Below are 20,324 nucleotides of genomic sequence, written 5' to 3'. Positions count from 1 at the left end.
CCTCCTGCACTGGAGGGATTTGTTGTTGGAACGGCATCCTTCCGGGCGGAAGAAGTGCACGCTTCTGTCGCTTGTATCGCAAACGTCGTGCCAGATTGGTGCGAATGGCAGCAAGCCTTTTGATATCAGGGGCTGCGGGATTTTCCTGTCACCAATCAGCGACTTGAGTCATGGCGGATTTCCGCCAACTGAGCGTTCAGCGTCCTGCAATTTGGCGGAAATCCGCCTTGTGGCGTTGCCGGCCCGCCATTACGATCGGTGCCTGAACAAGGATTGCCGCTTATGCGCGAACGCACCATCGCCAGCCATTTCGCCCGTGCCGCCCTTGGCGGTGCGCGCCGGCGCGGCCTGGATTATTCAGGCTTGTTGCAGCAACTGGGGATCAGCCCGGAGTTGCTCGACGAGCCCCGCGCGCGGATTGCCCCTGAGCAGTTCACCCGGCTGATTCAAGGGCTGTGGCTGGCGCTGGACGACGAATACCTGGGTTTCGGTAACGCCCCGAGCAAGCCCGGCAGCTTCGCCATGATGTGCCACGCCTCGATTCACTGCCGCAACCTGGAGAAGGCTCTGCAACGTGGCTTGTTGTTTTACAGCCTGTTCCCCGACGCCCCACGCCTGACCCTGCGTCGCGAAGACGAATGGGTGCGTTTGAGCCTGGACGACGCGCAGTCGTGGGACCCGGATCATTTTCTCAGCGAGAGCCTGTTGGTGATCTGGCACCGCCTCGGCAGTTGGCTGATCGGCCAGCGCATTCGCCTCGAGCAGGCAACCTTCAGCTATCCGCGCCCCGAGCACGGCAGCGAATACGACCTGCTGTTCCCCTGCCCGCTGACCTTTGATGCCGAGCAGAGCAGTCTGCTGTTTCACAGTCGCTATCTGGCCATGCCGCTGTTGCAGGACGAACGCACGCTCAAGCATTTTCTCGAACGCTCCCCCGCCGACCTGCTCTCGCGCCCGGACGACGGCGACAGCCTGAGCAGCCGCCTGCGCCGCTTGCTCAGTCGCGACGCTGCGCACTGGCCTGATCTGGAAGCGGTTGCGGCGCATCTGCATATCAGCCCGCAGACCTTGCGCCGGCACTTGCGCGAGGAAGGCAGCAGTTTTCAGGAGCTCAAGGATCAGCTGCGGCGGGATATCGCCATCTACCATCTGGGCCGGGCGGAGCTGTCGTTGCAACAGATTGCCGAGCAGCTCGGGTTCTCTGAGCCTTCGGCGTTTCATCGGGCGTTCAAGAAATGGACGGGGCTGACACCGGGGGCTTATCGGTCGCAGGAGCAATGAGGCGCTAAATCAAAAGCCCCTCACCCTAACCCTCTCCCGGAGGGAGAGGGGACTGATTGGGGGATGCTTGAGAAATACGCCGACCTGCAAGCTCTCTATTGAATCCATATTCGCTGCAAATCGCTCAGGTCGATAATTTTCCAAAGACACTTCGGTCAGTCCCCTCTACCTCTGGGAGAGGGTTAGGGTGAGGGCAGCTCGCAATCACACCGCAGGAAAATCAATCCTGAACGCCGCCCCGCCCATCGGTGAATCACCCAAGGCCAAACGCGCGTTGTAGCTTTCGATGATGTCCTTGACCACCGCCAGCCCGATGCCCTGCCCGGGATGCTGGGCATCCAGGCGTTCGCCGCGTTCGAGAATCCGCGCACGCTGATCGAGTGGAACACCCGGGCCATCATCCTCGACACATAACTCGATCCCGGCCAGTAATTCGCGCACGCTGACCCGCACTTCGCCGAGGCACAGGCGATAGGCGTTTTCCAGCAGGTTGCCGAGCATTTCCAGCAAGGCGCCCTGCTCGATCGGCACGTAGCAGTGCTCCGGCAGATCAAAGGTCACGCGCACGTGTTTGTCGCGGTAGACCTTATCCAGCGTATCGCACAGGCTTTTGAGCACCGGTCGCAGGCGCACCTGATGGCGCACCAAACCGCTTTTGCGCAGGCTGGCCCGTTGCAGTTGGTAGCTGATCTGCTGGCTCATGCGTTCGATCTGGCTTTGCAGAACCCAGGCCTGGTCGCGGTCTGCGGGACGCTGGGCCATGTCTTCGCTGACGCCTTGCAGCACCGCCAACGGGGTTTTCAGGCTGTGGGCGAGGTCGTCGAGGGAGTCGCGGTAGCGGCTGCGTTGCTGGCGTTCGCTGAGCAGCAAGCGGTTGAGCGAGCCGGTCAGGCGCAGCAGTTCACGCGGGTGTTTTTCCGTCAGGCTTTCGCGGGTGCCGCCTTCGATTTCGTCGAGTTCCTGGCTCAAACGGCGCAAGGCCTTGAGGCCCCAGGTCAGGCCGATCCATAGCAGCGCCAGCAATACCAGCAACGCCGCACCGAAGCCCAGATAGAGATTTTCGCGCAGGCCTTCGAGGGTGGTTTCGTATTCACGCACCGGTTGCAGAGCGACGATGCTGAATGCCGCGCTTTTGCCGCCGAGCAATTTGACTTCGACGTCGTAGACGAAGAACTCCTGACCGCTGGCTTCACGAATCCGCGCGAACTCATTGCCGAGACCGTCGTAGCGCGGTTTGTAGTTGATCTGCTCTTCCTGGGTGGCTTTCGAGCGCCACACCAGTTTGCCGTCGCGGTCGTAGATATAGCCGAGCAAACGGAAGTCGGTGAGGTTGAAGCGTTCGTCCGGCAATTGCGACGGCATCACCAGCCGACCGTTTTCCACCCGGGCGGCGGAGATCAATGTGGTGACATCGGAGGCCAGACGTTGCTCGATCGAGTCCTGCAAGGCAAGGCTGAAGGCACCCTGCATCGCCGGCAGCAAGGCAAGCATGAACAACACCGCCAACGTGGTGGCGGCGAGCATCAAGCGTACGCGAAGGGAACGGATCAAGTGCAGCGCTCATTGAACAGGTAGCCGAGGCCGCGCACGGTGTCGATCGGCTTGAACCCGGCCGGGCCTTCGAGCTTGCGGCGCAGACGGCCGACCAGCACTTCGATGACATTCGGATCGCGCTCGTCATCGTCCGGATAGAGCTGCTCCATCAAGCGATCCTTGGGCACCACCTGCTGATGGTGGCGCATGAGGTATTCGAGGATGCGGTATTCGTAAGCGGTCAGCGCCAGCGGTTGTTCATCGAGGCTGGCCTGTTTGCGATTGAGGTCGAGCAGCAACGGCCCGGCGACGATGGTCGACTGGGTGAAGCCGCTGGAGCGCCGCAGCAATGCGTTCAGGCGCGCATCGAGTTCTTCGAACTGGAACGGCTTGACCACGTAATCGTCGGCACCGGCGGCGAGCCCTTCGACCTTGTCCTGCCAGTTGCCGCGCGCGGTGAGGATCAGGATCGGGAAGGTCTTGCCGCCCGAGCGCAACTGGCGGATCAGGTCGAGGCCGCCCATGCCCGGCAGGCCGAGATCAATCACCGCCAGATCGAAGTTGTACTGGCCGGTCTGGTACAGCGCCTCCTCGGCATTGGCCACGGACTCGACCACATGACCGCTCTCCGTCAGACGGGTTTGCAGGTGATGACGCAACAGCGCCTCGTCTTCGACGACCAACAGTTTCATGCCTTTCTCCCTATCACTTGAACTCTCCAGGCAACTACCTGTGGGAGCGAGCCTGCTCGCGAATACGGTGGATCAGCCAAGCAAGTGTCGGCCGATACACCCCTTTCGCGAGCAGGCTCGCTCCCACACTTCAAACTGCGACAACCGCTTAGAAATAGTAGTTGGCCGACAGGTAGGTCTGCGCGCTGCTGGTCAAGTCCAGCGAGCCCTGTTTGCTGCCGCCGCTTTCTTTCATTTCGGTGCTGGCGTTGCTGCGAAGGTAACGGTAACCGAGTTCCACCGAGGTGTTCTGCGAAACTTGCTGCAACACACCGACCTGGCCACCGATGGCGTAACCGATGTCGCTGTCACGGCTGAAGCCGGGCGAATCCTGCGTCAGTTTGGTCAGACCGGCCGTGGCGCCACCGAACAATTTGGTGCTGCCGCCTACTGGATAGAACAGGTCATAGCTGCCGAGCAGATTTTCCTGGCGCAGTTTAACGCCATTGTGCGAGCCGGAAACGTTGTCATAGGTGGCGTAGTAGCGGCCCTGGCTGTTTTGCTGACCGAGGCGCATGCCGTAGGTGTTGTTGCCGTCGATGGCCCCAGTGACGTTGGGGTTGCCGAGGTTGTTGTTGAGCGCGTGGGACTTGTCGATCTTGTCGCTGGTCTGGCCGAATGTCAGGCCGGCGAAGTTGCTGGTGTCGTCGGCATTCGCCGCGATGCTGGAGCCTAACAGGGTAAAAGCCAGCAGCAATTTGTTTAAACGAGTCATGGGTATTTCCTCTTTCACAGTGCTGTTTGGGTATGGCGCAAGGTTACTGAGCCGCCCCTGTACGGCCCCTGAACCGTCTCTGAACCTGACCTGAACCAGATCGACTAGGCTGTTCTGACCACTTTCAATAAGGACACCCGACCATGCGCCTGTTCCTCGCCCTCACTTTGCTGGCAGTCAGCAGCCTTACCCAGGCTGCGATCAAGACTGAAGAAATCCCCTACCAAAGCGCCGACGGCAGCCAACTGATCGGCTACTACGCCTATGACGACGCGATCAAAGGCCCACGCCCCGGCGTTGTCGTGGTCCACGAATGGTGGGGGCTGAACGATTACGCCAAGCGCCGCGCGCGGGATCTCGCCGAACTCGGCTACAGCGCGCTGGCCATCGACATGTATGGCGAAGGCAAGAACACCGAGCACCCGAAAGACGCCATGGCCTTCATGCAGGCGGCGACCAAGGACGCCGATGCCGCCAGTAAACGCTTCGCCGCCGGGCTCGATCTGTTGAAGAAGCAAAAGCAGACCGACCCGAACAAAATCGCCGCCGTCGGCTATTGCTTCGGTGGCGCCGTGGTGCTGAATGCGGCGCGTCAGGGTGTGCCGCTGGCCGGTGTGGTGAGTTTCCATGGCGCGCTGGCAACCAAGACCCCGGCGACTCCGGGCAGCGTCAAGGCGAAAATCCTCGTCGAGCATGGGGCGCTGGACAGCATGGTCACTCAGGACAATGTCACCGCGTTCAAGGCAGAAATGGACAAGGCCGGGGCGGACTACAAGTTCGTCAGTCTGGATGGCGCCAAGCATGGTTTCAGCAATCCGGATGCCGATCGCTTGAGCCATGGCGAGCATGGCGGGCCGGACATTGGTTACAACAAGGCGGCGGATGAAAAGTCGTGGGCGGATATGCAGGCGTTCTTCAAGAAGATTTTCGGTTGAGTCAGTAACGACCGAGGCGCGGCTTTCGCGAGCAGGCTCGCTCCCACACCGGATATCTGTCGCCCAGAAGATCCCTTGTGGGAGCGAGCCTGCTCGCGAAGGCTTCACCGCCGATCTCGACCTCGCCCCGACTAACCGGCAAAATGCCCGCCATGAACTTCACCCCCGCCCTGCCCGCCTGCTGCTCCGCGCTCGACAGCCACTGGCCGTTGCCGACGGTCCTGGCCGATACCGTGCTGCTCAGTACCCACTTCGACCCGGCACGCCTGCTTGGCGATGACTTCCAGCGCAGCGCTGTGTTGGCGCCACTGAGCATCCAGCGCTCGGTGGCCAAGCGTCAGGCCGAGTTTCTCGCTGGACGCATCTGCGCCCGGGCCGCGCTGCAACAACTCGAAGGTCTGTGTATCGTCCCGCCGATCGGCGAAGACCGCGCCCCGGTGTGGCCGGCGCATATCTGCGGTTCGATCACTCACAGCACCGGCCGTGCGGCGGCGATTGTTGCCAACAAGCAGCACTGGCGCGGCTTGGGCATGGATCTGGAAAACCTGTTGAGCCATGAGCGCGCCGAACGCTTGGCCGGGGAAATCCTCACGCCAGCGGAACTGCAACGCATGGCGGCGGGTTCTCAGGAGCAACTGGCGCTGCGGGTGACCCTGACGTTTTCGGTCAAAGAGAGTTTGTTCAAGGCGCTGTACCCGATCGTGCAGCAGCGCTTTTATTTCGAGCATGCCGAAGTGCTGGAGTGGACTGAGGCGGGACAGGTCAGGCTGCGGTTGTTGACGGATCTGTCGAGCGAATGGCGCAATGGATCGGAGCTGGAGGCGCAGTTCGGCGTGCAGGATGGGCAGTTGTTGAGCCTGGTCAGTATTCAAGCCTGAGGATTTGCATTGTCTGTTATGGCGCCTTCGCGAGCAGGCTCGCTCCCACAGGGGATTGCATTTCAAATGTGGGAGCGAGCCTGCTCGCGAAGGCGGTATACCGAATCTCAGCGGCGCTCCTGATTCCTCGGCCAACTCAGACTGAAACACGCCCCGCCGAGGCTCTTGCTCTTGCCAATGATCGCGCGGCCGTCGTGCCAGTGAATGATCCGCCGCACAATCGACAACCCCAGACCATGCCCGCCCGAGGCCCGCGTGCGGCTATCGTCGAGGCGCAGAAACGGCGTGAAGATCCGCTCCCACGCCACTTCCGGCACGCCCGGCCCGTCATCCTCGACGTCGATCCGGCAACGCAACTGGCCGACCTGATAACTCACCGTCACCTGCGAATGCGCATGGCGCATCGCGTTGCCCACCAGATTCTGCAGCGCCCGATGCAGATAACGCGGTTCAGCCTCGACCCAGGCGCCGTCATTGTCGGCAGATGAAAGACACAAACCGCGCTGCACCGTGACCTCGGCGCGCAGCGGCGCCAATTCTGCGATCACCTGATTGACCAGCGCATCCAGATCGATTCGCTGGAAAGTCAGCGCCGGCGAGCCTTGCTCCAGTCGTGCGTAGGTGAGCATTTCGTCGACCAGCTTGTCGAGGTCCTCGATGTCGTGATCCATGCCTTCACGGTATTTCTCCAGTGCCTGCGGGGTGGTGGCCGTGCCGATCATTTCCAGCCCGAAACGCAGCCGTGCCACTGGGGTACGCAGTTCATGAGACACCGCGCGCACCAGTTCACGCTGGATCGCCAGCAACTGTTGCAAGTGCTCAGCCATGCCATTGAACGCCGACGCAAGCCGCCCGACCGAGTCAGCGCCGCGCGCCGGCACACGGGTTTCCAGGCTGCCCTTGGCGATGCGCGTGGCCGCCGCTTCGAGGCCGCGCAAACGTCGCTCAAGCTGACGCACCAGCAGATAAACGATGAGACCGATCAGCGTCAGACCGAGCGCGGCAATCAATACCAGCCATTCCGGCGGGTACGGATTCATCTGGTACAGCGGGCCGATTTCCAGCACCCACGGCGTACCAACCATGCCGGCGAACACGCGGATCGAATCGCCGCCCTTGCCCAGCGCCATCACCGTATCGCCCTCGGCCACGCGACGACTCTGGTCTTCGTCCATGTCGGCGTCATTTACCGTGACCAGACGCAGATCGAAGCCGAAGCCCTTTTCCTGCTTTATCTGCGCCAGACGCTTGGGCTGTTCGCCGACCGGTACCCGCACCAGTTCATCGGCCAGCAGGTAAATGGTCGCCCGAGCCAGTTGCTCGCTGATCTGCTGCACCTCTCCTACCAGTACAAGCTGCTCTTTTTCGCTGATCAGCCGATAGACCTTGGCCGCATGTGGCCCGGTCTGCTCGACCAGCGCCTGACCGCGCAACACACGGGTGCGCTGGGCCAGATCGAGGTCGGTTTCAGAGAACTTCTTCAGCGTCAGCGGAATACCGAGCAGCCGCTCCCACACCAGCAACGCGCGATGGCGTTCGGTCTGGTTCATCGGCTGCAGGTTGTCGGCCATCAGCGAGAAGGTGCCGTGGGCCAGGCGTTCGCGATATTGCTCGCTGCGCACCTGATTGAGCAGGTTCAGCGCCAGCACGCCGAGCACCGCCACCAGAATCAGCGCGGCGCACATGCCGCCGTAGATGCGCAGGAAGATCGAATTCACAGCGCCAGGTCTGCGCAGGCCTCAGGGACGAACAGGTAGCCTTTGCTGCGAATGGTCTTGATCAGGCGCGGATGATCGGGGTCGTCGCCGATTTTCGGGCGGATGCGCGAGATGCGCACGTCGATCGAGCGGTCCTGGCCGTCATAGCCGATGCCGCGTAATGCAGTGAAGATTTCTTCCCGGGAAAGAATCCGCCCGGCATTGGACACCAGCAGCCAGAGCAGGTCGAACTCGGCGCTGGTCAGCTCGATGCCGTTGTCGCTCAGCCAGGCTTCTCGCAATGCGTTGTCGACCACCAGTGGACCGAATTGCAACCGCCGGGATTTTTCCGCGACCGGCTCCGGTGTGTCACTGCGTCGCAGCAACGCCTGGATGCGCGCCAGCAACAAGCGCGGACGCACCGGTTTGCACACATAGTCGTCGGCACCGAGGTCGAGGCCGTGGATCTGATCAGCGTCGTCGGTGCGCGCGGTGAGCATCAGGATCGGCCCGTCGTACTGGCTGCGCACCTTGCGGCAGATGCTCAGGCCATCCTCGCCGGGCAGCATCAGGTCGAGGATCACCAGATCCGGTTGCTCCTTGATGATCCGCGCCGCCGCCAGCGCACCGTTGCCTTCGATCTCCACGCGCAGGCCATTGGCTTGCAGGTAATCGCGGGTGAGCTCGGCCAGTCGCTGGTCATCCTCGACGATCAATACCTGCCAGGTTTGTTGCTCCACCGGTGACCTCTGCTTGCTGTTTTTATTAAAAGAAGAAAGACAATCGCCTGACACGGACAAAACCTGTGGGAGCGAGCCTGCTCGCGAAAGCGTCTGTTGCTTCAACCTGAATGCTCAGTGGTCAACCGATTCGCGAGCAGGCTCGCTCCCACAATCCTGCGTGTATCTCCCGATCATCTGTCATGTTTCAGGAGGATAAAAATGCCCGTGCACCCAGCGATTGTATAAACGCCGGCCACCCGGAAAACAAGTCGGTAAATGCGTTCGGACAAGGCGGAATTCTGTGATAGGGTTCGCGCCCTTAAAAAACCGCTGAAGCGTTTTTCCAGGCAAAAAAACAGTGACAAACGGTCTGGCTCAGCAGGTTCGCGGCCTACACGCGTTTTCCCTGTTTCTTACACAAATTACGCACAGGCTTATCCACAGGTAGTACGTTGCAATCCCCCCCTGAAACGCATTATCTTGTAGCACGGCGAAAACGGAGACCCTACATATAGGGTTTTCACCTAAAACGGCCAACCACATTTCAGACCTGAAACTCAAGTGCTTTATGGCCGGTTTCCGGTAGAACAAGCGAGTTTTTTCAAGCCCAAACCGCACTGGCGGATGGCACCGTTTTATTTGGTCCGAAACGGACAAAACGGTATGGGTGTTGCAGTCATGACTGCCACCCGCGAAGGAATCCGGTGGCGAGCTTCGGCTCGTAACCAAAACTTCGGCAAGGATGCGGCGTTGCAGCCTTTTTCCTACTGTTCCGAAGTTTGTAATGCCGACGCCCGTCGGTTGCAGTGCTTCGGTACAGAACGGTGAGCACCATGACGGTGCCAAACAAACATAGAGAATGTGGAGACCACCCCCCATGCAAACCGACACAACTCGCGAGAACCCGCAGGGCACCTTGCCGCAGGCCGCCGATTCGACTTCGGATCTGGCAGCCACCGCGCCTGGCCAGCTGCGCGTGATCAAGCGTAATGGCACTGTCGTTCCTTACACCGATGACAAGATCACCGTCGCTATCACCAAAGCGTTCCTCGCAGTTGAAGGCGGCACCGCTGCCGCTTCGTCGCGAATCCACGACACCGTTGCGCGCCTGACCGAACAGGTCACTGCGACCTTCAAGCGTCGCATGCCATCGGGCGGCACCATCCACATCGAAGAAATCCAGGACCAGGTCGAACTGGCCCTGATGCGTGCCGGCGAGCAGAAAGTTGCACGCGACTACGTGATCTACCGTGACGGCCGTTCGAAAGAGCGCGCAGCTCACGCTCCTGCCGAAGCAGCAGTCAACGCGCACCCGTCGATCCGCATCACCCGCGCCGACGGCAGCCTCGCGCCGCTGGACATGGGCCGCCTGAACACCATCGTTACCGAAGCCTGCGAAGGCCTGGAAGAAGTCGACGGCGACCTGATCCAGCGCGAAACCCTGAAGAACCTGTACGACGGCGTGGCCCTGACCGACGTCAACACCGCGCTGGTGATGACCGCCCGTACCCTGGTTGAGCGCGAGCCGAACTACTCGTTCGTTACCGCCCGCCTGCTGATGGACACCCTGCGTGCCGAAGGCCTGAACTTCCTCGAAGTCGCCGAAAGCGCCACCCATCACGAAATGGCCGACCTGTACGCCAAGGCACTGCCGGCCTACATCGCCAAAGGTATCGAGTTCGAACTGCTGAACCCTGTGCTGGCTACCTTCGACCTGGAAAAACTGGGCAAGGCGATCAACCACGAGCGCGATCAGCAATTCACCTACCTGGGCCTGCAGACCCTGTACGACCGCTACTTCATCCACAAGGATGGCGTGCGTTTCGAACTGCCGCAGATCTTCTTCATGCGCGTGGCCATGGGCCTTGCGATCGAAGAGAAGCAGAAAGAAGACCGTGCGATCGAGTTCTACAACCTGCTGTCCTCGTTCGACTACATGGCTTCGACCCCGACCCTGTTCAACGCCGGTACCCTGCGTCCACAGCTGTCGAGCTGCTACCTGACCACCGTGCCGGATGACCTGTCGGGCATCTATCACGCGATCCACGACAACGCCATGCTGTCGAAATTTGCCGGCGGTCTGGGCAACGACTGGACGCCTGTTCGTGCGCTGGGTTCGTACATCAAGGGCACCAACGGCAAGTCGCAAGGCGTTGTGCCGTTCCTCAAAGTAGTGAACGACACCGCTGTGGCCGTGAACCAGGGTGGCAAGCGCAAAGGCGCGGTGTGTGCCTACCTGGAAACCTGGCACATGGACATCGAAGAGTTCATCGAGCTGCGCAAGAACACCGGTGACGATCGTCGTCGTACCCACGACATGAACACCGCCAACTGGATCCCTGACCTGTTCATGAAGCGCGTCTTCGATGACGGCAAGTGGACCCTGTTCTCGCCATCCGAAGTACCGGACCTGCACGACCTGACCGGTAAAGCCTTCGAAGAGCGCTACGAGTATTACGAAGCGCTGACCGAGTACCCGGGCAAGGTCAAGCTGTTCAAGACCATCCAGGCCAAAGACCTGTGGCGCAAGATGCTGTCCATGCTGTTCGAAACCGGCCACCCATGGCTGACTTTCAAGGACCCGTGCAACCTGCGCAGCCCGCAGCAGCATGTCGGCGTGGTCCACAGCTCGAACCTGTGCACCGAGATCACCTTGAACACCAACAAGGACGAAATCGCCGTTTGCAACCTGGGCTCGATCAACCTGCCGAACCACATCGTCGACGGCAAGCTCGATACCGCCAAACTGCAACGCACCGTGAACACCGCCGTGCGCATGCTCGATAACGTGATCGACATCAACTACTACTCGGTGCCGCAAGCGAAGAACTCCAACTTCCGCCACCGTCCGGTCGGTCTGGGCATCATGGGCTTCCAGGACGCTCTGTACCTGCAGCACATCGCCTACGGCTCCGACGCGGCCGTCGAGTTCGCCGACAAGTCGATGGAAGCGGTCAGCTACTACGCGATCCAGGCTTCCTGCGACCTGGCCGACGAGCGCGGCGCCTACGAGACGTTCAACGGTTCGCTGTGGTCCAAGGGCATCCTGCCGCTGGATTCGCAACAGATCCTGATCGAACAGCGCGGCGAGAAGTACATCGATGTCGACCTGAAGGAAACCCTTGACTGGGCACCGGTTCGCGCCCGTGTACAGAAAGGCATCCGTAACTCGAACATCATGGCCATCGCACCGACCGCGACCATCGCCAACATCACTGGCGTTTCGCAGTCGATCGAACCGACCTACCAGAACCTGTACGTGAAATCGAACCTGTCGGGCGAATTCACCGTGATCAACCCGTACCTGGTTCGCGACCTGAAGGCTCGCGGTCTGTGGGACTCGGTGATGATCAACGACCTGAAGTACTACGACGGTTCGGTGCAGCAGATCGAGCGCATTCCGCAAGAACTCAAAGAGCTCTATGCGACCGCGTTCGAAGTGGACACCAAGTGGATCGTTGACGCCGCCAGCCGTCGTCAGAAGTGGATCGACCAGGCCCAGTCGCTGAACCTGTACATCGCCGGCGCATCGGGCAAGAAGCTCGACGTGACCTACCGCATGGCCTGGTACCGTGGTCTGAAAACCACTTACTACCTCCGTGCCCTGGCCGCGACCAGCACCGAGAAGTCGACCATCAACACCGGTAAGCTGAACGCTGTTTCCAGCGGCGGCAACCACGGCGACGATTCGGTCCTGGCCGCTCCGGCAGGTCCGGCGCCAGTGCCAAAGGCCTGCGCGATCGACGAGCCGGATTGCGAAGCTTGCCAATAAGCTGAGCTGAGATCAGGCGTTGCGAGACGCCTGGGATCTCGAGACAAAAGAAAACCCCCGACAGACTTCAGGTTTGTTGGGGGTTTTGTTTTTTGGGGTTTGGGTTTGGGTTTGGGTTTGGGTGAATATCCGTTGCTGCGGTAACGGCTTCTTATGGTTTCGCTCTTACAGCGAGTCACCTTTTTCAGACGCCAAAAAGGTAACCCAAAAGGCTTTGCCCCGGCGTACGGCCCGCTCGCTGGAGCTCGGGGTACCTTCGTTACGGGACCGATCCGGGCGCAGCGGCTCCGGTTGGCTTCGCTGCACCTACACTCGCTGTGTACGACTGCGTCGTACGGTCGCTGCGCTCCCACCCCCGGATCGATCCCGTAACGAAGCCTGCCGAAGGGGCAAAAGATCAANCACCTACACTCGCTGTGTACGACTGCGTCGTACGGTCGCTGCGCTCCCACCCCCGGATCGATCCCGTAACGAAGCCTGCCGAAGGGGCAAAAGATCAAAAGCCGGATCAAAAGCCAGAGCAAAAGCAAAAGCAAAAGCAAAAGCAAAAGCCAGATCAAAAGATCGCAGCCTTCGGCAGCTCCTACAGTTGGATTGGGTACCACTTCAAGAACAGGTCGGCTGACATGCCGCCTTCGCGAGCAAGCTCGCTCCCACAAAAAGGCAAAAGCAGCGCAGCTGCCCGCGGCGAAGCCGCCCCACTCAACAATGAGCGCAAGCTCGAGTGCTCTTGATCTTGATCCACCGGCGACGTCGGAAGGCTGAGACCCGAGCCTGCGAGGGCCGAACGCAGGAGCTAGCGTTTTTTGCTTACTTTTTTAGGCGCTTGTAAAAAAGTAAGTCGCCGTCAGGCGAAACCGCCAGCAGCCGCTACCGAAGCAACGGATATTCACCCAAAACCCAACAGCCTGGTCGGCCCAAAGGCCGCCACGACCAAAAAAAAAGCCCCTCAAAACCGAGGGGCCCAAAAAACCAGTCAGAAACCCGAATCAGGTCATCTGAATAATGGTCTGCATAATCGTGCTCTGCGTCGAAATGGTCTTGGCGTTCGCCTGATAATTGCTCTGACCCTTGATCAGATCAACCAGCTCATTGGTCAGGTTAACGTTCGACTCTTCCAGCGAGTTGGACACCACCTCACCCAACGTACCGGTCTTCGGCGCGTCGTAGCCCGGAATGCCCGAAGCGAAAGTCTCTTTCCAGCTAGTGCCACCGACAGCCTGCAAGCCCTGTTCGTTGGTGAAGCTGGCCAGCGCAACCTGACCGATCGCCTTGCTCTGGTTGTTGCTGAAGTTGGCGAACAGCGTACCGGTGCCGTCGATGGTCAGGTTAGTGATCTGGCCAGTGGCGTAACCATCCTGAGTCGGGATCGTACGCGAGGTATCAGCGTTGTACTGCGTGGTGTTGGCCATCGAGATGGTCACGCCATTCGGGTTCGCTGCCGCGCCGTTAGGCGTAAACACGCCATTGGTCACAGTGCCCGGCACCCAGCCGGTCATCTTCAGATCGCTGCTGATGATCGGGTTGGCTGGATCCGCCGGGTTAGGCGTGCTCACCTGAACCAGCTTGCCGGAGCTGTCGAACGACAATGTCGAGGCAACCGGCGCAGTGGTCACAGGGTTGCTGCCGGTAGCGTCCGGGTTACGGCCATCGACCAGGGTGTAAACCTTCCAGGTGTTCCCGCCAGTCTTGACCATGTACTGGTCCATGACGTGGGCGTTGCCCTGGGTGTCATAGATCGGCGTGCTGAACGACTTGGTGTACGTTTCCGGCTTCGACGGGTCGAACGTCACGGCGCTGGCGCCGGTATCGACGATCACTGGCGAAGACGAATTGAGGTTGATGCTCGAGGTCACCGCAGAAGACGACTTCGGCGCCAGGTTCGAGGTGTCGATCTTAAGGTCAGTCAACACGCCGTTGATGATCTTGCCGTTGGCATCCACACCGTAACCCTGCAGACGCGAGGTGTAGTCGGTGTTGGTGATGTAACCGGCGTTGTCGACCTTGAACGTACCGGCACGGGTGTACGAGATCGAGCCGTTGTTGCTCATGGTGAAGAAGCCGGAACCGTTGATGCCCATGTCCAGCACGTTGCCAGTGTTGTTGATGTCACCCTGGGTGAACTGCTGGGAAACGTTGGCCAGGCGCACGCCGTTGCCGATCACTTTGCTGCCGCTGCCCAGACGAGTCGACGAATAGACGTCTTCGAATTCTGCGCGCGAGGATTTGAAACCGGCGGTGGCGACGTTGGCGATGTTGTTGCCGGTGACGTCGAGTTGTTTGTTGGCGGCATAGAGACCGCTAAGGCCGATGTTAAAAGACATGTTCCACTCCTTCGTGCCGGGTTAGTCGGCTCTATATACCAATGGTTTGTACTTTGGACAGGGCAACGGTGCCCTTGCCGGCCAGGTTGAGCATCAGCTCGCCACCGGTCTGGCTGATCGTCACGCTGTTGACGGTCGCCGGCAGGTAGGTCGCCAGGTCGGTCGCGGTGCCGTTGATCGGTGCGTTGGCCTTGAACGTGTAAGTGCCGACCGGAACCACGGTGCCGGCGGTGTCCTTGCCGTCCCAAGTGAAACTGGCATCGCCGGCAGCGCGGCTGCCCAGGTCGATGGTGCGCACGGTCTTGCCGTCCTTGTCGGTGATGGTCACGGTGCCGCCGGCAATCGACGAAGGCACGGTGACCGAACCGGTCAGGCCTTTGCTCGGGTCATCGAGCTGGGCGGTGTTGGTCTGCACGATCACGTTGCGACCGACCAGCGATGACGCCTGCAGCGCCTGCGACGAGTTGTAGTTGCCGGCAAGGCCACTGACAGTGGAGTTCAGCGTGGTGATGCCTTCAAGGCTGCTGAACTGCGCCAACTGCGCGACGAAGGCGCTGTTGTCCTGCGGGTCGAGCGGGTTCTGGTTTTTCAGCTGGGTGACCAGCAATTGCAGGAAAGCATCCTTGCCCAGCGCCTGGCCGCCGGTGGCACTGTTGGTCGCCGAAGCGATGCCGCCCGACGTCGTGCTGCTGGCCTTCTTCGACGAGTTGGCCAGGATGTCGTTCATGCTCAGGCTGCTGGTGGTATCCGTAACGCTCATGGCAGTCGCCCCTTATTACTGACCGAGGGTCAGTACCTTCTGCATCATGGTTTTGGCGGTGTTCATCATTTCCGCGTTGGTCTGGAACGAGCGGCTCGCGGAAATCATGTCAGCCATTTCTTCCACCACGTTGACGTTCGGGTAGTAGACGTAGCCCTTGGCGTCGGCGGCCGGATGGTTCGGCTCGTAGCGCGCTTCGAGGTTGCTCTGGTCTTCGACGACGCCAAGCACCTGCACGCCCTGCCCGGCCGCGTCCTGGTTCTGGAACAGCGAATTGCTGCCGCCGGCCTGGCCGCCCTGAAACATGGTGGCGAACACCGGATGACGGGCGCGGTAGGTCTGGTCGATGCTCGACGAAACGGTTTCGGCGTTGGCGATGTTCGACGCCACGGTGTTCAGACGCGTGGTCTGCGCGCTCATGCCGCTGCCGGCAATGTTGAAAACGCTGGACAGGGACATGGATTATTCTCCGCGCAGGGCTGACACCAGCCCTTTGAATTTGCTGTTGAGCAAGGTGAAGCTGGCCTGGAAGCCGACGGCGTTTTCCGCGTAGTTCGACTGTTCCAGTTGAGCGTCGACGGTGTTCTGGTCGATCGAAGGCTGCATCGGCGTGCGATACATCAGCGACTCGTCGCCGTTGCCCAGCCCTTCAGCCTCGATGTGCCGGCTGTTGGTCATGTTCAGGGCAAAGTGGCCGCCGGTCTTGGTCTTCTCGGTCTGTGCTTCGAGCACTTTGGAGAAATCCAGATCCCGCGCTTTGTAGTTCGGGGTGTCGGCGTTGGCGATGTTGTTGGCCAGCACTTCGGCACGCTGGGCGCGGAAGCCCAATGCCTTTTCGTGAATGCCCAGCGCTTTGTCGAAGCTGATGCTCATGTCGGGAACCTTCAGGTGACCGGTTTTTCGTATCTGAGCTTTAGCAAGCGCCGTGCCAAATGAACAAAGCCCCGTATTCCGGGGCTTTGCGCCTGACAGGCAAAGCGGCAATGCCAGAAAAGCGGCAACCGGTTACCGCCGGATGCCGCTTTTCTGCCGCTTGCCGTCGTTGCCAGGTCAGCGCAGATCCCTGTGGGAGCGAGCCTGCTCGCGAAGGCGGCGTGTCAGGCGCCAACTGTCTTATGGACAGACCGCTTTCGCGAGCAGGCTCGCTCCCACAGGGGTTTCGTGGAAAATAATTCGGGCATAAAAAAAGGAGGCCTTTGCGGGCCTCCCGTTTTTGTATCAGCGCAAACCGCTTATTTCGCCTTGTAGATAATCCCCGGGCTGCACTGAACCATCTGGTAATGATCCGGCAATCCGTTCAGCGCTTCCGAAGCGCCAAGGAACAGATACCCGCCCGGCTTCAACGTGCTGTGAATGCGCAACAGGATGTCCTTCTTCACTTCGGCAGAGAAGTAGATCAGTACGTTGCGGCAGAACACGATGTCGAACTTGCCCAGCGCCGCGTAGCTGTCGAGCAGGTTGAACGAGCGGAATTCCACCCGGCTCTTGATCGGCGCCTTGACCACCCAGCGCCCCGGCCCTTTCGGGTCGAAGTAGCGTTGCAGGCGTTCCGGCGACAGACCGCGACCGATCGCCAGGCTGTCGTACTCGCCGGTCTTGCAGTTGTTGAGCATCAGGCCCGACAGATCAGTGGCAACGATCTGCACACCCATCTTCAACTGACCCAGGTTGCTGCGCTCGAACTCGTCGATCGACATCGACAGCGAGTACGGTTCCTGTCCCGACGAGCAGGCCGCCGACCAGATCCGCAGACGCTGGTTGGGGCTGGCCTTGATCGCTTCCGGCAGTACCTTGTTCTTCAAGACTTCAAACGGATAGGTGTCGCGAAACCACAGGGTTTCGTTGGTCGTCATGGCATCGACCACCTGCTCGCGCAAACCGCTGCGCGGCTGGGTCTGGATGCGCTGCACCAGCTCACCCAGGGACTTGATGCCTTGCTGCTCCATCAGTTTGTTGAGACGGCTCGAGACCAGATACTGCTTGTTTTCACCGAGCAGAATGCCACAGGCTTTTTCCAGGAAGACCCGGAACTGTTCGAAATCCAAATTACCCGTAGACAATGATGCCGCCTCTTAAATCGTGTTGACCGCCAGGGGCAGAAGGCCCCTAGCTGATATCTGCTGCTTTGATCCGGTCGACTACCCGGGATGCGAGGTCATCAGGACGGAATTTGGCCAGAAAGTCATCAGCACCGACTTTCTTCACCATCGCCTGATTGAATACCCCCGACAACGAAGTATGCAGGATGATATGGAGCTTTTGCATGCGTGCGTCGCCGCGGATTTCCGCCGTCAGGGTGTACCCGTCCATCTCCGGCATCTCGATGTCGGAAATCATCATCAGGAACTCTTCTTCCGGCTTCTTGCCCTCGTCGACCAGCTTGCGCAGGTAATCCAGCGCCTGCTTGCCGTCGTTCAGCGCCACCACTTCGACACCGATGGTCTGCAGACAACGCGTGACCTGCTTGCGCGCCACCGACGAGTCATCGACCGTCAGCACCCGCAGCGACAACGCCTTGGTCTGCGTCTCGACATCGACCACGCCCACCGAAATCGCTTCCGGCGTCGGCGCCACTTCGGCCAGCACCTTCTCGACGTCGATGATTTCGACCAACTGGTTGTCGACCCGCGTCACAGCGGTCAGGTAGTGATCGCGACCGGTGCCCTTGGGTGGCGGATGGATCTCTTCCCAGTTCATGTTGACGATGCGCTCCACCGAGCGGACCAGGAAACCCTGGGTCTTGGTGTTGTACTCCGTGATGATCACGAACGGACTGTTCTTGTCTTTCAACGCACCGGAGCCCGTTGCCATTGCCAGATCCAGGATCGGAATGGTCGCTCCCCGTATATTCGCTACCCCGCACACGACAGGACTGGATTTGGGCATCAAGGTCAGCGACGGGCATTGCAACACTTCCCGTACCTTGAACACGTTGATCCCGTAGAGCTGCGGCCCGTCGAGACGGAACAACAGCAGCTCGAGGCGATTCTGCCCTACCAGTTGCGTGCGCTGGTTCACCGAATCCATTACACCAGCCATGCCCAGACTCCTACACCAACGCCAAGTGTTGTTGCGACGCACATTCATTGCTAAACGGCACGGCGCTTGCTTTTTAACTCGTATGAACGCTCAAACGACATTTTCCCGACGCCTGACATCTTCCCTTCGCAAAGGGCTTTGCGCGGTGTCCGCCGTTTGCTGCTTGCTTGCTGGCAGTCCTGCCCATGCAGATGCGGTTACCTTGCCTGATATGCTTATCGGCGTGACTCAGGGCTTTCTTGAATTCACCGTAGAAGACTATTTGGCTTCCAGTCAAACCGAAGGCCGCTACGAAATCGAAGTCAACCAGCTCGACCCGCGCATGCGCATGCCCATGTGCGACAAGGAATTGACAGCCACGCTGGAGAGCCCGGCACGCCCGCTGGGCCGCGTCACGGTGAAGGTTCGCTGCGAAGGCAGCTCGCCCTGGACGGTGTTCGTACCCGCTCAAGTCCGCCTGTTTCGCGAGATCGTGACGACCACTCGTCCGCTGAAACGCGCGGGCATTATCGAGCCGCAGGACGTGACCTTGCGCGAGCGCGACGTCAGCACGATCAACCAGGGTTTCCTGACCTCGGTCGACGAAGCGATCGGGCAGAAACTTACCCGACCAACGGTCGCCGATCAGGTCATAACTCTGGTGCATCTGGAACAGGCCGAAGTGGTCCGCAAGGGTGACCAGGTGGTGATCACCGCACGCAGCGGCACCCTTGCCGTACGCATGCCGGGGGAAGCGCTCTCCAATGGCGGCATGAAAGAACAGATTCGAGTAAAAAACCTTAATTCTCAAAGAGTTATCAAGGCGCAGGTGATTGCGCCGGGACAGGTCGAAGTGGCCATGTAAAAGCCTCGTGGAGAAAACTGGCGCCGATCCCGTCGCTTCCCTAAACTGTGCCGCAGCAGGTCTCGCAACGGCGCATGCAAGCTTATGGTTGATTGGGCCTAAAGTTTTTCAGGGGATAGCCGAAAACATGGCAAGCGTCCAAATTCCCAGAGGTTTTTTATCATGGTTATCGATTTCAACCGATTGAACAGTTCCTCGTCACTAACCGGCAGCACACGTACCAGCAACGCCAAGGAAAGCGCTGAAAACAGCCCCTCCGCGCCGCTGAATACCCAGGCCGAACAGGCCAATGTCGCCAAAAGCGGGGAGTCGGTACACCTCAGCAATGAGGCTCAACAGTTGCAGAAGGTCACTGACAAGCTGCGCGATCAGCCTGCTGTCGACAAAGCCCGTGTGGCCGAGTTGAAAGCCGCGATTGCCGATGGCAGCTATAAAGTCGACAGCAACCGTGTAGCCAGCAAACTGCTCAACTTCGAAGCCCAGCGCTAGGCTTTTGCCGGCGCCAGGCTTTTGGACGCTTAAACCCCAAGGCCAGCCATGCACGACACTAACTTATTGCAACTGATCAACGACGACTTTGCTCCAGCGCAACAATTGCTGGAGTTATTGCAAACCGAATCCCTCGCTTTGCATGGTCGCGACATGCCGTTGCTGGAAGAAATTCTGGCGACCAAGCAAGCGTTGATCATTCTGCTCGAGCAGCATGGCCGCAAGCGCAGCGAAATCCTCGCTAGCCTCAACCTGCCGACCGATCGCACAGGTCTTGAGCAACTGGCCAGCCAGTCGAGCATTGGCGACCAGTTGCTGACCCAGGGCGATGCCCTGACCGCGCTGATCGCCCAGTGCCAGGCTGCCAACGTCAAGAATGGCCAGTCGATCCAGATCCAGCAGGCGACCACGGCCAATCAGCTGAAGATCCTCACCGGCGGTGAGCCGCCAGCGCTGTACGACGCCAGCGGGACCTTTGCCAAACCGGTCAAGCCGCGAACGCTCAGCCAGGCATGAGCCATTCGCTGACCCTGTACTATCCACCTGCGCAACATGCTGGCAAAATACTGGCCAGTCGTAGTCTTATTTTGTCTGGAGATTGAAG

18 protein-coding genes are annotated in these 20,324 nt (G+C 59.9%); 7 read left to right on the top strand and 11 right to left on the bottom strand.

Annotation, left to right across the window (positions count from 1 at the left end):
- The first annotated feature begins 282 nt into the window (after positions 1-282).
- Positions 283-1,281, top strand: coding sequence for an AraC family transcriptional regulator (locus tag ASG55_RS15885; RefSeq protein WP_056788106.1), 999 nt, complete (start codon positions 283-285; stop codon positions 1,279-1,281).
- A 204-nt stretch (positions 1,282-1,485) separates the two neighbouring features.
- Here ASG55_RS15885 and ASG55_RS15880 read toward each other — a convergent pair whose 3' ends face one another.
- The 3 genes from ASG55_RS15880 to ASG55_RS15870 all read right to left on the bottom strand — a co-directional run bounded on the left by ASG55_RS15880 (position 1,486) and on the right by ASG55_RS15870 (position 4,260).
- Positions 1,486-2,832, bottom strand: coding sequence for an ATP-binding protein (locus ASG55_RS15880; protein WP_056788103.1), 1,347 nt, complete (start codon positions 2,830-2,832; stop codon positions 1,486-1,488).
- Positions 2,829-3,506: a response regulator transcription factor gene (locus ASG55_RS15875; RefSeq protein ID WP_016773623.1), complete on the bottom strand. Its 678-nt coding sequence runs from the start codon at positions 3,504-3,506 to the stop codon at positions 2,829-2,831. The genes ASG55_RS15880 and ASG55_RS15875 overlap by 4 nt, the downstream gene beginning before the upstream one ends.
- Positions 3,507-3,654: 148 nt before the next feature.
- Entirely contained in the window at positions 3,655-4,260 is a 606-nt protein-coding gene (locus tag ASG55_RS15870; RefSeq protein ID WP_041479569.1) for a membrane protein, read from the bottom strand.
- Positions 4,261-4,403: 143 nt separating this feature from the next.
- On the opposite strand from ASG55_RS15870, the gene ASG55_RS15865 reads away from it, so the two are divergent.
- Together ASG55_RS15865 and ASG55_RS15860 are read left to right on the top strand one after the other, a co-directional pair.
- Positions 4,404-5,195, top strand: coding sequence for a dienelactone hydrolase family protein (locus tag ASG55_RS15865; protein WP_056788101.1), 792 nt, complete (start codon positions 4,404-4,406; stop codon positions 5,193-5,195).
- Between the two features lie 152 nt (positions 5,196-5,347).
- Positions 5,348-6,073, top strand: coding sequence for a 4'-phosphopantetheinyl transferase family protein (locus ASG55_RS15860; protein WP_056788098.1), 726 nt, complete (start codon positions 5,348-5,350; stop codon positions 6,071-6,073).
- A gap of 107 nt (positions 6,074-6,180) precedes the next feature.
- Here ASG55_RS15860 and ASG55_RS15855 read toward each other — a convergent pair whose 3' ends face one another.
- Positions 6,181-7,791 carry an ATP-binding protein gene (locus ASG55_RS15855; RefSeq protein ID WP_041479566.1) on the bottom strand — a complete coding sequence of 537 codons (1,611 nt, stop codon included), beginning with the start codon at positions 7,789-7,791 and terminating at the stop codon, positions 6,181-6,183.
- Complete coding sequence (locus ASG55_RS15850) at positions 7,788-8,510, bottom strand: response regulator (RefSeq protein WP_056788095.1); 723 nt, start codon at positions 8,508-8,510, stop codon at positions 7,788-7,790. Before ASG55_RS15850 ends, ASG55_RS15855 begins: the two co-directional genes overlap by 4 nt.
- Positions 8,511-9,369: 859 nt before the next feature.
- Between ASG55_RS15850 and ASG55_RS15845 the strand changes: the two genes are divergently transcribed.
- Complete coding sequence (locus ASG55_RS15845) at positions 9,370-12,264, top strand: ribonucleoside-diphosphate reductase subunit alpha (protein WP_024013986.1); 2,895 nt, start codon at positions 9,370-9,372, stop codon at positions 12,262-12,264.
- A 989-nt stretch (positions 12,265-13,253) separates the two neighbouring features.
- Here ASG55_RS15845 and flgE read toward each other — a convergent pair.
- From flgE to ASG55_RS15810, 6 genes are all read right to left on the bottom strand, one after another.
- Positions 13,254-14,588: a flagellar hook protein FlgE gene (gene flgE, locus ASG55_RS15835; RefSeq protein WP_056788088.1), complete on the bottom strand. Its 1,335-nt coding sequence runs from the start codon at positions 14,586-14,588 to the stop codon at positions 13,254-13,256.
- 31 nt (positions 14,589-14,619) lie between these two features.
- Entirely contained in the window at positions 14,620-15,348 is a 729-nt protein-coding gene (gene flgD, locus ASG55_RS15830; protein WP_016773615.1) for a flagellar hook assembly protein FlgD, read from the bottom strand.
- Between the two features lie 15 nt (positions 15,349-15,363).
- Positions 15,364-15,807: a flagellar basal body rod protein FlgC gene (gene flgC / locus ASG55_RS15825; RefSeq protein ID WP_016773614.1), complete on the bottom strand. Its 444-nt coding sequence runs from the start codon at positions 15,805-15,807 to the stop codon at positions 15,364-15,366.
- A gap of 3 nt (positions 15,808-15,810) precedes the next feature.
- A complete protein-coding gene (flgB, locus tag ASG55_RS15820; protein ID WP_016773613.1) occupies positions 15,811-16,221 on the bottom strand; it encodes a flagellar basal body rod protein FlgB in 411 nt (136 codons plus the stop codon).
- A 359-nt stretch (positions 16,222-16,580) separates the two neighbouring features.
- Positions 16,581-17,408 (bottom strand): protein-glutamate O-methyltransferase CheR, encoded by an 828-nt coding sequence (cheR, locus tag ASG55_RS15815; RefSeq protein ID WP_016773612.1) that lies wholly within the window; start codon positions 17,406-17,408, stop codon positions 16,581-16,583.
- Positions 17,409-17,454: 46 nt separating this feature from the next.
- A complete protein-coding gene (locus ASG55_RS15810) occupies positions 17,455-18,387 on the bottom strand; it encodes a chemotaxis protein CheV (protein WP_016773611.1) in 933 nt (310 codons plus the stop codon).
- Between the two features lie 82 nt (positions 18,388-18,469).
- Between ASG55_RS15810 and flgA the strand changes: the two genes are divergently transcribed.
- From flgA to ASG55_RS15795, 3 genes are all read left to right on the top strand, one after another.
- Positions 18,470-19,231 (top strand): flagellar basal body P-ring formation chaperone FlgA, encoded by a 762-nt coding sequence (gene flgA / locus ASG55_RS15805; RefSeq protein ID WP_073472167.1) that lies wholly within the window; start codon positions 18,470-18,472, stop codon positions 19,229-19,231.
- A 162-nt stretch (positions 19,232-19,393) separates the two neighbouring features.
- Positions 19,394-19,720, top strand: a complete 327-nt coding sequence (flgM, locus tag ASG55_RS15800) for a flagellar biosynthesis anti-sigma factor FlgM (RefSeq protein WP_016773609.1) — start codon at positions 19,394-19,396, stop codon at positions 19,718-19,720.
- Positions 19,721-19,768: 48 nt separating this feature from the next.
- Entirely contained in the window at positions 19,769-20,236 is a 468-nt protein-coding gene (locus ASG55_RS15795) for a flagella synthesis protein FlgN (protein WP_041479278.1), read from the top strand.
- Positions 20,237-20,324 lie beyond the last annotated feature (88 nt).

The organism is Pseudomonas sp. Leaf434 (assembly GCF_001425545.1).
GTDB classification, from domain to species: Bacteria; Pseudomonadota; Gammaproteobacteria; order Pseudomonadales; family Pseudomonadaceae; genus Aquipseudomonas; species Aquipseudomonas siliginis.
The sequence above is the reverse complement of the archived record's forward strand: the minus strand, read 5'-3'. Positions and strand labels throughout refer to the sequence as shown.